This window comes from Haemophilus sp. THUN1690 (genome assembly GCF_059704375.1).
Genome location: NZ_AP046582.1, coordinates 1,073,085 through 1,086,373 on the forward strand (window position 1 = coordinate 1,073,085; position 13,289 = coordinate 1,086,373).

At 38.6% G+C, this 13,289-nt stretch carries 12 protein-coding genes; 5 read left to right on the top strand and 7 right to left on the bottom strand.

The window, feature by feature from the left end:
- Positions 1-18: 18 nt before the first annotated feature.
- From nanA to AC6H22_RS05005, 4 genes are read right to left on the bottom strand one after another with little or no spacing between them, the layout of a single operon-like run.
- On the bottom strand, positions 19-897 hold the full coding sequence (nanA, locus tag AC6H22_RS04990; RefSeq protein ID WP_046953070.1) for an N-acetylneuraminate lyase: 879 nt from the start codon (positions 895-897) through the stop codon (positions 19-21).
- 10 nt (positions 898-907) lie between these two features.
- Positions 908-1,774 carry a MurR/RpiR family transcriptional regulator gene (locus AC6H22_RS04995; RefSeq protein ID WP_005625613.1) on the bottom strand — a complete coding sequence of 289 codons (867 nt, stop codon included), beginning with the start codon at positions 1,772-1,774 and terminating at the stop codon, positions 908-910.
- The gene (locus AC6H22_RS05000; RefSeq protein ID WP_497515451.1) at positions 1,767-2,669 is read right to left on the bottom strand and encodes an N-acetylmannosamine kinase; all 903 of its coding nucleotides are present in this window, start codon (positions 2,667-2,669) and stop codon (positions 1,767-1,769) included. The genes AC6H22_RS04995 and AC6H22_RS05000 overlap by 8 nt, the downstream gene beginning before the upstream one ends.
- 44 nt (positions 2,670-2,713) lie before the next feature.
- The gene (locus tag AC6H22_RS05005) at positions 2,714-3,400 is read right to left on the bottom strand and encodes a putative N-acetylmannosamine-6-phosphate 2-epimerase (protein ID WP_118817073.1); all 687 of its coding nucleotides are present in this window, start codon (positions 3,398-3,400) and stop codon (positions 2,714-2,716) included.
- 358 nt (positions 3,401-3,758) lie between these two features.
- Between AC6H22_RS05005 and AC6H22_RS05010 the strand changes: the two genes are divergently transcribed.
- The 5 genes from AC6H22_RS05010 to AC6H22_RS05030 all read left to right on the top strand — a co-directional run bounded on the left by AC6H22_RS05010 (position 3,759) and on the right by AC6H22_RS05030 (position 9,965).
- Positions 3,759-4,745, top strand: a complete 987-nt coding sequence (locus tag AC6H22_RS05010; RefSeq protein ID WP_497515533.1) for a sialic acid TRAP transporter substrate-binding protein SiaP — start codon at positions 3,759-3,761, stop codon at positions 4,743-4,745.
- A 71-nt stretch (positions 4,746-4,816) separates the two neighbouring features.
- A complete protein-coding gene (locus tag AC6H22_RS05015; protein WP_497515452.1) occupies positions 4,817-6,667 on the top strand; it encodes a TRAP transporter large permease subunit in 1,851 nt (616 codons plus the stop codon).
- 123 nt (positions 6,668-6,790) lie between these two features.
- Positions 6,791-7,918: an N-acetylneuraminate epimerase gene (locus AC6H22_RS05020; protein WP_497515453.1), complete on the top strand. Its 1,128-nt coding sequence runs from the start codon at positions 6,791-6,793 to the stop codon at positions 7,916-7,918.
- 88 nt (positions 7,919-8,006) lie between these two features.
- A complete protein-coding gene (gene nagE / locus AC6H22_RS05025; RefSeq protein ID WP_497515454.1) occupies positions 8,007-9,470 on the top strand; it encodes an N-acetylglucosamine-specific PTS transporter subunit IIBC in 1,464 nt (487 codons plus the stop codon).
- A 63-nt stretch (positions 9,471-9,533) separates the two neighbouring features.
- Entirely contained in the window at positions 9,534-9,965 is a 432-nt protein-coding gene (locus AC6H22_RS05030) for a methyltransferase family protein (protein WP_497515455.1), read from the top strand.
- Between the two features lie 42 nt (positions 9,966-10,007).
- Here AC6H22_RS05030 and hflC read toward each other — a convergent pair whose 3' ends face one another.
- From hflC to AC6H22_RS05045, 3 genes are all read right to left on the bottom strand, one after another.
- A complete protein-coding gene (gene hflC / locus AC6H22_RS05035; RefSeq protein ID WP_005639909.1) occupies positions 10,008-10,895 on the bottom strand; it encodes a protease modulator HflC in 888 nt (295 codons plus the stop codon).
- Positions 10,895-12,130, bottom strand: coding sequence for an FtsH protease activity modulator HflK (gene hflK, locus AC6H22_RS05040; RefSeq protein ID WP_497515456.1), 1,236 nt, complete (start codon positions 12,128-12,130; stop codon positions 10,895-10,897). The genes hflC and hflK overlap by 1 nt, the downstream gene beginning before the upstream one ends.
- A gap of 752 nt (positions 12,131-12,882) precedes the next feature.
- Complete coding sequence (locus tag AC6H22_RS05045) at positions 12,883-13,245, bottom strand: hypothetical protein (protein WP_497513547.1); 363 nt, start codon at positions 13,243-13,245, stop codon at positions 12,883-12,885.
- Positions 13,246-13,289 lie beyond the last annotated feature (44 nt).

A 13,289-nucleotide genomic window follows, 5' to 3' on the forward strand; every position in this document is an offset into this window, starting at 1 on the left:
CTCACGATATTCCATTAATTATAAAAATTTCGCTTTCAACTCTTTTGCTTTAGCAAGCTGAGCATCTGTTGCTTTTGCTGTCATTGGCTCACGGCAATAACCCGCATCCACACCTTCTAATTTAAGCAATTCTTTGATGGTTAAATATAAACCGTTCGCTAAAATGCCTTCGATTAAATCGTTGGTTACGTGTTGAATTTCTAACGCTTCGCCTAATTTACCCGCTTTGGTTAATTCAAAAATTTGACGAGCACGAACACCGTTTACGTTGAAAGTTGAACCAATTGCACCATCCACACCAAGTGCGGCCGCAGGTAACATCATTTCATCGAAACCAGCCCAAATTAAGTGGTTTGGATAAGCTTTTTTCAAACGTTCTAATAAATAGAAGTCACCTGCTGTGAATTTTACCCCTAATACTTTCGGGTTTTTGTAAAGTTCACCAAATTGTTCAATTCCCATATTCACGCCAGTTAAGAACGGAATAGAATACACGATCATATTATTGCCTGTTTCTGCAATAATGGTGTCGTAATAATGTTTGATTTCAGGGAAACTAAATTTATAGTAGAACGGAGTAACTGCAGATAAGCTATCGTAGCCTAATTCTGTTGCATATTTACCTAATTCAACTGCTTCTTTTAAGTTTACGCTACCCACTTGAGCAATTAGCGCGATTTGATCTTTTGCTTCATCTTTTGCAATACGGAAGATTTCTTTTTTCTCTTCAGTTGAAAGCATAAAGTTTTCGCCTGTTGAACCACCCACATATAAACCATCAACTTTCATCTTGTCGATATTGTGGCGGATAATTTGACGTAAACCTTTTTCATTAATTGTGCCATCTTCATTAAATGACACTAATAATGCACTAAAAATACCTTTTAAATCACGCATAAGTTTTCTCCTATTTTATACGTTGTTCAAGAATCACATTGAGGGTTTTTTGCTTGGTTTGAGCTGCAAGTTCTTCTTCGCCCTGCACTAACAAAGCATAAATTAAATCTAATACAAAAAGCTGTGCAATTTTGGTACCAATGGAGTCACCTTGTAGCTTCCCTTGTTTATTACCATTTACCAAAACATAATCAGCATATTCTGTAACGGGTGAACGCAAACTGTGAGTTAATGCCACTGTCGTTGCGCCATTTTGTTTAGCAATTTTGAGTGTGTGCGCTGTTTCAGCGGAATAGCCGGAATGACTTAAACCAATTGCCACATCAGAAGACGTAAGTAATGCCGCCTGCATATACATAAAATGATTATTACCTGTTGCATCCACTTGGAAACCTATACGCATCAATTTATTTTTTGCATCTTCAGCTGTCACACCAGATGATCCCACGCCGAATAAAAAGATACGACGTGCTTTTTTAATGGCTTTAACGACTTGTTCAAGCTGTTTCAAATCTAATAAATTAACCGTTTCTTCCATTACATTAGAAACTGCCGCTTGCAACTTTTGCGCAATCGTTAAAGAATCATCGCTCGGCATAATTTCTGTTTCGAGCACAGTTTCATCATTGTTATCTTTCGTGGCAAGCTCAATGGAGAGTTCTAATTTAAAATCGCTGAAACCTTTAAAACCAATGGTTCGACAAAAACGGACAAGTGTGGCTTCTCCAACTTCCAAATGCTTAGCGATTTCTGAAAGGGGGCATTGAGACACCAAATCAGGGGAACGCAAGATCGTATCAGCAATTTTTTTCTCTGATTTGGTTAGGCTGTGGTAAAGCGAACTAATGGTGTTTAACACATTTCCAGATTTAGCCATAAATTGTTCCTTTTGGTTTATCAAGCAGAACATCTTTTACCCAATAAGCTGCGCCGACTAATCCTGCATCTTGACCAAATTTAGCAGATTCAATGTCACAGCTATATACAGCAGGCATAGCCTGTAAGAAACGTTTGACTAATGGTAAATAACCTTCAGCCAACCCGACACTACCGCCTATAACGACTTTTTGCACATCCAATCCAATCACTAAATCCGCCACTAAATTGGCAATGGCTTGGGCTGAACGTTCTATAAGTGCGGTAGCTTTTTCATCATTTTTTCTAAAGCGTTCAAAAACCTCTCTTGGTTCACAAGGATCGTCCCATTGAGAAGACACCGCTTCAATAGCACGACCAGCAGCAACGGCTTCTACACAACCTCGACGACCACAACCACACATTGGGCCATTTGGATCCGCTAATGTATGCCCGATATGTCCTGCGATTCCCTTTGGACCAGTTTGTAATTGTTGGTTTAATATGACACCGCCACCCACGCCAGTTGAAACAGTAATAAAAACAAAGTTTGATACTTTTTCTGAATCTTGGAGTTGGTATTCCGCATAAGTTGCAGCTTGTGCATCATTTAATAAGCCAATTAGTTTATCCGTGTGTTTAGCAATACTTTCTTTTAATGGAAATTGATTCAAACCACCCAGATTTTTAGGATTAAGTGCGGTTAAAATACCATCATTTATAATGCCTGTTGACGCCACCGCCACATAATCAAATTGCCCCGCATAATGAGTAAGAAGTTGTTCCAATGCTTGATGCATTCCTTCTACCACATTTTCACGCGGCGTATGAATTTGTTGGCGTTGTTCAACTTCGCCATTTTTTACGATAGCCGCTGCGATTTTTGTACCGCCAATGTCTAGAGCTAAACAACGCATAACTTATCCTTATAGTATGAAGTATTTTCTCACACGTCTTACGACTATCTTGCAGATTTCACAGAATTAGCGAACCAACTCACGATATGCTCAAGGCGAGTTAAGGCTGAACCAACGGTTACGCAATCTGCGCCAATTTCAATCGCCACTTTTGCCAATTCAGGGGTGTTATAGCGACCTTCAGCCATAACAAAACAACCTGCCGCTTTTAAATCTTTCACTAATTGATAATCAGGTTCTTCGGGAACTGGACCACCTGTATAACCAGACATTGTGCTCCCCACAATATCAAAACCGAGTTTTTGACAATACAAGCCTTCTTCTAAATTAGAGCAATCTGCCATAGCCAAACAGCCCATTTCATGGATTTTTTTCACCGCACTTTCAATATCAACTGGGCGAGGACGGCTAGTGCCATCTACCGCAATGATATCTGCCCCAGCATTGGCAAGATCTTCAATATCTTGCAGAAATGGCGTAATACGAATCGGACAATCAGGTAAGTCACGTTTTACAATACCGATAATTGGAATGTTTACAAAAGGACGTGTCGCTTTAAGGTTATCTACACCTTCAATACGTAAACCTGATGCGCCACCAGCAACAGAAGCTTGGGCCATGGCAGAAACAATTTCTGGTTTATCCATTGGGCCATCATCAACAGGTTGGCAAGAAGCAATGAGACCATATTGAATTTGAGAAAGCACATCTTGATGAGATAATTTCGACATAATATCACTCCTAAATATATTGAGGCCGATAATGCTTAAATGCTTTATTACAAGCCATCTAGGCGTTAGCATTATTTAGACTCAATCATCCTCAAAAATATAACTGAGCCCGCATTTTCGTCAGTGCTCAGCATTATATAAAAACATAACTCCATTTTAAAAGATTTTTTGAAGTATTTTTTTGTAAATGTGATCTACCTCTCAATTTTGAAATAAAACTTCAAAGAGCAGTTCAAAAAGTATTTTTTTACTTTAGAATAGCGCCCGAGTAGTTTTTTGATGTCTAAAACATCAAGCATTCACTTTCAATCCAAGCCAATTATGGCTTATATCAACATAGGTTCACACAGGAGCGAACATTATGAAATTTACTAAACTTTTCCTTGCAACTGCTATCACATTAGGCGTTTCTTCAGCCGTTTTTGCCGCAGATTATGACTTAAAATTTGGTATGAATGCGGGTACTTCATCTAACGAGTACAAAGCAGCAGAAATGTTTGCAAAAGAAGTAAAAGAAAAATCACATGGTAAAATTGAAGTTTCACTTTATCCAAGTTCACAACTTGGTGATGACCGTGCAATGTTAAAACAATTAAAAGACGGTTCTCTTGACTTCACTTTTGCTGAATCAGCTCGTTTCCAATTATTCTATCCTGAAGCAGCAGTGTTCGCGTTACCATATGTCATCAGCGACTACAACGTTGCACAAAAAGCATTACAAGAAACCGCATTTGGTAAAGATTTAGTGCAAAAAATGAATAAAGAATTAGGCTTAACCTTATTATCACAAGCTTATAACGGTACTCGCCAAACAACTTCAAATAGAGCGATCAATAGCATTGCTGATATGAAAGGCTTAAAACTTCGTGTACCAAATGCTGCAACTAACTTAGCGTACGCAAAATATGTGGGCGCATCTCCAACACCTATGGCATTCTCTGAAGTATATCTTGCACTTCAAACTAACTCTGTAGATGGTCAAGAAAACCCATTAGCAACAGTACAAGCGCAAAAATTCTATGAAGTGCAAAAATTCTTAGCGATAACTAACCACATTTTGAATGACCAACTTTATTTAGTGAGTAACGAAACTTATAAAGAATTACCTGAAGATCTTCAAAAAGTAGTCAAAGACGCCGCTGAAAATGCAGCAAAATACCACACTAAATTATTCGTAGATGGTGAAAAAGATTTAGTGACATTCTTTGAAAAACAAGGTGTTAAAGTGACTCACCCAGATTTAACTCCATTCAAAGAGGCGATGAAACCATTCTATGCTGAGTTTGTGAAACAAACTGGTGAGAAAGGTGAAAAAGCATTAAAAGAAATCCAAGCTATTAAATAATCTCTATCACGTGCGCCAGCAATTTGGTTGGCGCACTCATTTTCGTTCTCCACAATCTCCCGGAGTGAAGTATGAAATTTTTTAACAAACTTGAAGAATGGATTGGCGGCGCGCTATTCCTTGTGATCTTCGGTATTCTTGTTGCTCAAATCCTATTCCGCCAAGCTTTCCACTCGCCGTTAATTTGGAGTGAAGAACTCGCTAAACTATTGTTTGTTTATGTAGGAATGCTTGGTATTAGCGTGGCAATTCGCAAACAAGAACACGTTTACATCGACTTCTTAACCAATTTAATGCCTGCTTCTATCAAAAAAGTAACAAACTCTTTTGTGCAATTAGTGATTTTCCTTGGCATTATTTTCTTTATCCATTTTGGTATTAAAACGTTCCTTGGTGCAGATTTCCCTATTGACGCATTAGGTGGAATTTCAGAGAAATGGATTTATGCTTCTCTGCCGATCATTTCTATCCTAATGTTAGTGCGCTTCTTCCAAGCACAAGCAGACAATTTTAAAGAAGATAAAAGCTTTTTACCGGCGACATTCTTCATTGTAAGTGCGGTCATTTTATTAGGCATTTTATTTACGTTCCCAGAGTGGTACAAAGTATTACGCATCACAGAATATGTGAAATTTGGTTCTAACTCCGTATACGTTGCTCTAATATTCTGGCTAGTTATTATGTTCCTGGGCGTGCCAGTAGGTTGGTCATTATTTATCACCACATTACTTTATTTCTCAATGACCAGATGGAACGTGGTAAACGCAGCAGCCGAAAAACTAACCATGAGTTTAGATAGCTTCTCATTACTTGCTGTGCCGTTCTATATCCTAACAGGTATTTTAATGAATACAGGCGGTATAACAGAACGTATCTTTAATTTTGCGAAAGCCTTACTCGGTCACTACACTGGCGGTATGGGTCATGTAAATATTGGCGCAAGTTTATTGTTCTCAGGTATGTCAGGTTCTGCACTTGCTGATGCTGGTGGCTTAGGTCAGTTAGAAATCAAGGCTATGCGCGATGCAGGTTATGATGATGATATTTGTGGTGGTATCACTGCAGCTTCTTGTATCATCGGTCCATTAGTTCCACCAAGTATTGCCATGATTATTTACGGTGTAATCGCCAACGAATCCATTGCGAAACTCTTCGTTGCAGGTTTTGTACCAGGCATACTTGTAACAATTGCTTTGATGATCATGAACTACTACGTATCCAAAAAACGTGGTTATCCAAGAACACCAAAAGCAACTCGTGAAGAACTTTGCACATCATTCAAAAAAGCGTTCTGGGCAATTTTAACCCCATTACTCATCATCGGTGGTATCTTCTCTGGCTTATTTAGCCCAACAGAATCTGCCGTTGTTGCTGCGACTTATTCCGTAATCATTGGTAAATTCGTTTATAAAGAATTAACCATGAAAATGCTCTTTAATAGCTGCGTTGAAGCAATGGCAATTACTGGTGTGGTTGCATTAATGATTATGACTGTGACCTTCTTCGGAGATATGATCGCGCGTGAACAAGTTGCAATGCGTATTGCAGATGTGTTCGTTGCCGTAGCTGATTCTCCACTTATGGTATTAGTCATGATCAATGCGCTCTTGCTCTTCTTGGGTATGTTCATTGATGCATTAGCATTGCAATTCTTAGTGTTACCAATGTTAATTCCAATCGCAATGCAATTTAATATCGACTTAGTATTCTTCGGTGTAATGACTACTTTGAATATGATGATCGGTATCTTAACACCACCAATGGGTATGGCTCTCTTTGTGGTGGCACGTGTGGGTAATATGTCAGTATCCACTGTAACGAAAGGTGTATTGCCGTTCTTAATACCAATATTCTTAACATTAGTATTAATTACGATTTTCCCACAAATCATTACTTTTGTGCCAAATCTATTGATGTCTTAACACTAAAGTGCGGTTAAAAAAAGCAAGGCTTTTATAACCGCACTTTTTTTATAAAATAAATCCTATTCAATGCGGTTTTATGAATAGCAAACCATAAACATAACTTAATAAATGAGGTTTATTATGAAATTGACAAAAACAGCATTATGCGCCGCACTTTTTGCAACTGTTGCATTTTCAGCTAGCGCACAAGTCTATCCAGATTTACCAGTAGGCATCAAAAGTGGAACAGGTGCACTCATCGGCGATACCGTATATGTAGGCTTAGGTTCTGGTGGCAATAAATTCTATTCTTTAGACTTAAAAGATCCTGCTGCACAATGGAAAGAAATTGCAGCATTTCCTGGTGGTGAACGTAATCAACCTGTTGCAGCAGCCGTAGATGGAAAACTTTATGTATTCGGTGGTTTGCAAAAAAATGAAAAAGGTGAACTACAACTTGTTAATGATGCTTACAGCTACAATCCGGCTGATAATACTTGGGTGAAACTTCCTACTCGCTCTCCGCGTGGATTAGTCGGTTCAAGCAGCGCATCTCACGGTGATAAAGTTTATATTTTAGGTGGTTCTAACCTCTCTATATTTAATGGTTTCTTCCAAGACACCGTGGCAGCAGGTGAAGATAAAGCGAAAAAAGATGAAATCGCAGCAGCTTATTTCGATCAACGTCCTGAAGATTATTTCTTCACAACAGAATTATTGAGCTATGAACCATCAACCAATAAATGGCGCAATGAAGGTCGTATTCCATTCTCTGGTCGTGCTGGTGCGGTATTCACTATCCAAGGTAATGACTTAGTGGTGGTCAATGGTGAAGTGAAACCAGGTCTTCGTACTGCAGAAACTCATCAAGGCAAATTCACTGCTAAAGGTGTGCAATGGAAAAACTTACCTGACTTACCTGCGCCAAAAGGTAAATCACAAGATGGTTTAGCCGGTGCACTCGCAGGCTATAGCCATGGCCATTATTTAGTCACGGGTGGAGCAAACTTCCCTGGTTCAATTAAACAATTCAAAGAAGGCAAACTTCATGCGCATAAAGGTTTAACCAAAACATGGCATAATGAAGTTTATACTTTAAATAATGGTAAATGGAGTATCGTTGGTGAATTACCAATGAATATTGGCTATGGTTTCTCTGTGTCTTACAACAATAAAGTATTGCTCATCGGTGGTGAAACAGACGGTGGTAAAGCGTTGACCAGCGTTAAAGCAATTAGCTACGATGGTAAAAAATTGACCGTTGAATAATTTGGCATAGAATAATGTATAAGGCTTGAGGCAAAGAATGGGCTCAAGCCTTTTGATTTCATCAAAATATAAAAATTAAGGAGATTATATGAGTGTACTTAGTTACGCACAAAAAATCGGTCAAGCCTTAATGGTGCCTGTAGCAGCCTTACCTGCTGCAGCATTATTAATGGGTATTGGCTATTGGATTGACCCAGATGGTTGGGGTGCAAACAGTCAATTAGCGGCATTATTAATTAAATCTGGTGCAGCAATTATTGACAACATGGGCTTACTCTTCGCTGTGGGCGTCGCGTTTGGGCTTGCAAAAGACAAACACGGTTCCGCCGCACTTTCAGGTCTTGTTGGTTTCTACGTAGTGACCACCCTACTTTCCCCTGCTGGTGTAGCACAATTACAACACATTGATATTAGTGAAGTGCCTGCAGCATTCAAAAAAATCAATAACCAATTTATCGGGATTTTAATTGGTGTGATTTCAGCTGAACTTTATAACCGTTTCTATCAAGTTGAATTACCAAAAGCACTTTCGTTCTTTAGCGGAAAACGCCTCGTCCCAATTTTGGTTTCTTTCGTGATGATCGCTGTATCATTTGCCTTACTCTATATTTGGCCTCATATTTTTAACGCGCTCGTTTCATTTGGTGAATCGATCAAAGATTTAGGTGCGGTCGGTGCTGGCATCTACGGTTTCTTCAACCGTTTATTAATTCCTGTTGGCTTACATCATGCCTTAAACTCTGTATTCTGGTTTGACGTAGCGGGTATCAACGATATTCCAAACTTCTTGGGCGGCGCTAAATCCATTGCCGAAGGCACTGCAACTATGGGGGTAACAGGTATGTATCAAGCTGGTTTCTTCCCAGTGATGATGTTTGGTTTACCAGGTGCTGCTCTTGCAATTTATCACTGCGCAAAACCAAATCAAAAAGTACAAGTTGCCTCAATTATGCTTGCGGGTGCGTTAGCCTCTTTCTTTACAGGGATCACCGAACCGCTTGAATTCTCATTCATGTTCGTTGCACCTGTACTTTATGTATTGCATGCATTATTAACGGGTATCTCTGTATTCATTGCAGCCACAATGCACTGGATCGCAGGATTCGGCTTTAGTGCTGGTTTAGTGGATATGGTACTTTCTAGCCGCAACCCACTTGCTGTTAGCTGGTATATGTTACTTGTACAAGGTATTGTATTCTTTGCTATCTATTATTTTGTGTTCCGTTTTGCAATTAATGCCTTTAATCTCAAAACGCTGGGCCGTGAAGATAAAGCAGATACAGCTGCAGCCCCAACACAAAGCAACCAATCTCGCGAAGAAAGAGCGGTCAAATTTATCGCGGCTTTAGGTGGTTCAGAAAACTTCAAAACTGTGGATGCGTGTATCACTCGTTTACGCTTAACTTTAGTTGACCATCACAATATTAATGAAGATCAACTTAAAGCGCTTGGTTCAAAAGGTAATGTAAAATTAGGTAATGATGGATTACAAGTCATTTTAGGGCCTGAAGCAGAACTTGTGGCAGAAGCGATTAAAGCAAAATTAAAATAAATTTTGACCGCACTTTACATGCCGTCTATCACTAGGCGGCATTTTTATTAATGAGATTTAGCGATGTTATTTATTCCACCACCACTCTGTTTATTAATTGGCACAGCAATGTATTTTTTGCCAAAAGTTGCCAGTTATTCTGTCCATTTTGCAGTTATTGCCTTTGTCATTACTTTTTCATTTTTGATTGCTGGGGGCAGTGTGCTTCAATTTTTTATCCGCAAAACGACCATCAATCCTCATGACTTTAAACATACAACACAATTAGTTTCTACGGGCATATTTCAATTTAGCCGTAATCCAATGTATTTAAGTTTGCTGTTAATGTTAATTGCATGGTCTCTTTGGTTGGGTAATAGTTTGGCTTGGTTAGGCGTGATTGTCTTTATACTAGTTATGAATCGCTTTCAAATAGCCCGAGAAGAAGCCTATTTAGAAAGTAAATTTGGCGATGAATATCGTCGTTACAAACAAAAAGTAAGACGCTGGCTATAAAAAAACACCTTCACAAGGAAGGTGTTTTTATCAATTTAAAATCTATTTCTTCGGTGCCTGCATAAAGCGGAAGAAATCACTATCTGGTTTTAAAATCATCATATTATCAGAGTTTGCAAAACTCGCTTCATAGGCTTTTAAGCTACGTACAAAAGTAAAGAACTGTGGTTCTTGAGCAAAAGCATCTGAATATAATTTTGCCGCCGCTGCATCACCTGAGCCTCGTAATTCTTGTGCAGTTTTATTTGCATTAGCAAGAATCAACGTCACTTTACGATCTACATCAGCTTGGATAAATGCTGCTTTTTCTTTACCTTGAGAACGATGTTCACGCGCGACTGCATCACGTTCTGCACGCATACGTTGGTAAATTGAAGAAGATACTTCGTCCGGTAAATTAATTTGTTTTACACGCACATCAATTACTTCAATACCCAATTCTGCCGTACTATCTTGCCCTGAATTTAAAGCTTTTTTTGCCCCTTCCATTAATTCACCACGCGTACCAGAAACGATGTCTTTAATGGTTCTTGTACCAATTTCAGAACGCAAACGGTCATTTACTTTACGGCTTAACAAGCTTGAAGCTTGAGTATAATCGCCACCTCCAGTAGATGTGTAGAATCGACCAAAATCACTAATTTTCCATTTCACATAAGAATCTACTAGCAAGTCTTTTTTCTCAACAGTAACAAAACGTGTTGCCGATCCATCTAAAGTACGAATACGCGCATCTAAAACTTTAATGCTATCAATCAAAGGCACTTTAAAATGCAAGCCTGGTTCATAGACAACCACTTTGTTATCTGCATCACGTTGTACTTTGTTGAATCGCAACATAATACCGCGAGTACCTTCCGTCACGACCACGACACTGGAATACACCACTGCCGCAATGACAAAAATAGCTGGTAATAAAAATTTACGCATTAGTTAAATCTCCCTTGGCGAATCGGCTCAACAATGCTTGGTAGTTGGCTTGAAGAATGATTAAGACGCTCTGGCTGTGATAAAACAGGCGCAGATTCTACCGCTCTTTCTGTTACGGCTGGCGCTTTAGCTGATACTTTTTTACCCATGATTTGTTCTAAGGGTAACACGGTTAAATTGTTACCATTATTGCCATCAAGCATCACTTTTGGCGTATTTGCCATGACTTTTTCCATGGTTTGAATATATAAACGCTCACGCAGTAAATCTGGCGCAGCTTTAAATTCAGGCAACAAACGCTGCAAACGTTCCACTTCGCCTCGTGCATCTAACACGATACGATCTTTATAAGCTGTTGCTTCTTCAATAATACGTTGTGCATCACCACGCGCAATCGGCTCTTTCTCACGAGCATAAGCTTCCGCTTCACGAATGAAACGTTGTTCATCTTCCTGCGCTTTAATCGCATCATCAAACGCATCTTTTACTTCTTCAGGTGGGCGCGCAGATTGGAAGTTCACATCAATCACCTCAAGTCCCATATCATAGGATTTGATAATGTCATTTAACGCTTTCCACGTATCTTCACGAACAACCGCACGGCCTGTTGTTAAAATATCATTCATTGACATATGGCCGATCACATAACGCAATGCACTGTCAGTCGCTTGACCTAAACTGTCATCCGCATTCGTCACGCTAAAACGATATTTTGCAGGATCTTGCACACGATATTGCACGGTCATTTCCACACGAACCATATTTTCATCTTTAGTAAGCATTGAACCTTGCGTACGAAGTTCTTTAACTTGCTCTACATTCACTGGCAATACTTTATCTACAAATGTTGGCTTCCAGTTCAAACCCGGTTGAACAATGGAATGTAATTCACCAAAACGAAGCACCACACCACGCTCAGCCTCTTTAATAGTGTAGAAACCACTTACGCCCCAAATGATCGCACCAATCGCCACGGCAAGTGGAACCACCTTTCCAAAATTAAATGGCGTATTGTTTTGAGAACTACCATTATTTTGACCGCTCTTTTTATTTCCACCACCTAATTTTCTGAGAAGGTTATTAAAAATCTCCTCAATATCTGGCGGAGATTGTTCTTGATTCCCACGATTTTGATTGTTATTCCATCCATTATTATTGGATGAATTTCCCGGCTGTTGGTCGTTGCTTTGCCCTGGTTTACTCCAAGGATCGCGATCTGAACCGTTCTGTGACATTTCATTCTCCATTTGTCAAAAAATTGTTAAGAGTTTAGCTAAATAAATGGGGCGCGTCTATGAAAATGCAAGAGGCGATAACCATTAATTTCGCCTCACTTTCAAGTTATCCCTCTTAGAAGCGGAGATTTTTTGCCATTAGCGTTAGATAGCTTTTGCTGTTTGCTATCGTAGCAGTTACAGCCTTAACAGATTTTTAAATTAAGATTACCTTTAATAGCAATACGCATATTTTCAGAAAAAGCAATGTTAATTCTCATCGCAGCTTAGGGGTCTTGCTCTCTCGTGATATTTCCGTAGAAAATTGGGTGTGCTTACGCTAGATTGGATGTAAAGTTATAAGGTTTACTTAACACAAGCATAATTGAAAATACAAAAAGTGCGGTCAATTTTTGAGAAGTTTTAAAACTCTTTAAAAGAGACCGCACTTTGTACTTCTGTATTTTAAATTGTAGTCTATTTAAATATCAAACAGACTACAAATTTCTAATAACTTAACATCAGAAATTAAACACTTTCTATACTATCCACCTCTTAGTTTTTTAGATATAAGAATTGATAATACTATTAATGGTGATAATCTGGAAAAACTATATAAGTTAAATGACAATACGTCAAGAATATCTTTCATAGAGATATTTCCAAAACTCACAATAAATTTAAATAATATAATAAGAGAAGACATACCAACAAAACAAAATATAAACACGAACAAAGAATAACCAGTAAAATAAACTAAAAAACTCATTAATCTACTTAGCATATAAACTCTCTCTGGAAAAATTTCTAATATCTTGCTCATCGCTTTCTAAAAATTTATTTAATGACTCACCTGTAAACGAGTCAGCTGCAACCCCCAATCTAACCGGATATTTCTTATAATCCTCATAACCAGTATAATAAAAGCTCCTATTTCTATACTCAGGATTATAATAACTCCGATTTTTACTAAGACCTTTTAGAATAGCCATATCAGCGGCTTTTTCCATACTTTTACCTACAGCTCCACCCAATGAAGTTGCGATAGCAGATGAAGCCGCTTTATAACCAGCATGTTTAATTGAATCCTCATTAGACTCAAAATATCCTTGCAAGCCTGAACTCACGGTATTCACTATCAATGTCGTTTTAAAATTTATTCCACCAGTAATAAATCCTG

Bases quoted from the DNA above. Each gene is read 5' to 3' on its own strand.
- hflK (WP_497515456.1), bottom strand. From the start codon at position 12,130: ATGTCACAGAACGGTTCAGATCGCGATCCTTGGAGTAAACCAGGGCAA.
- AC6H22_RS05020 (WP_497515453.1), top strand. From the start codon at position 6,791: ATGAAATTGACAAAAACAGCATTATGCGCCGCACTTTTTGCAACTGTT.
- AC6H22_RS05030 (WP_497515455.1), top strand. From the start codon at position 9,534: ATGTTATTTATTCCACCACCACTCTGTTTATTAATTGGCACAGCAATG.
- AC6H22_RS05000 (WP_497515451.1), bottom strand. From the start codon at position 2,669: ATGCGTTGTTTAGCTCTAGACATTGGCGGTACAAAAATCGCAGCGGCT.
- AC6H22_RS05005 (WP_118817073.1), bottom strand. From the start codon at position 3,400: ATGTCGAAATTATCTCATCAAGATGTGCTTTCTCAAATTCAATATGGT.
- AC6H22_RS04995 (WP_005625613.1), bottom strand. From the start codon at position 1,774: ATGGCTAAATCTGGAAATGTGTTAAACACCATTAGTTCGCTTTACCAC.
- hflC (WP_005639909.1), bottom strand. From the start codon at position 10,895: ATGCGTAAATTTTTATTACCAGCTATTTTTGTCATTGCGGCAGTGGTG.
- nanA (WP_046953070.1), bottom strand. From the start codon at position 897: ATGCGTGATTTAAAAGGTATTTTTAGTGCATTATTAGTGTCATTTAAT.
- AC6H22_RS05015 (WP_497515452.1), top strand. From the start codon at position 4,817: ATGAAATTTTTTAACAAACTTGAAGAATGGATTGGCGGCGCGCTATTC.
- nagE (WP_497515454.1), top strand. From the start codon at position 8,007: ATGAGTGTACTTAGTTACGCACAAAAAATCGGTCAAGCCTTAATGGTG.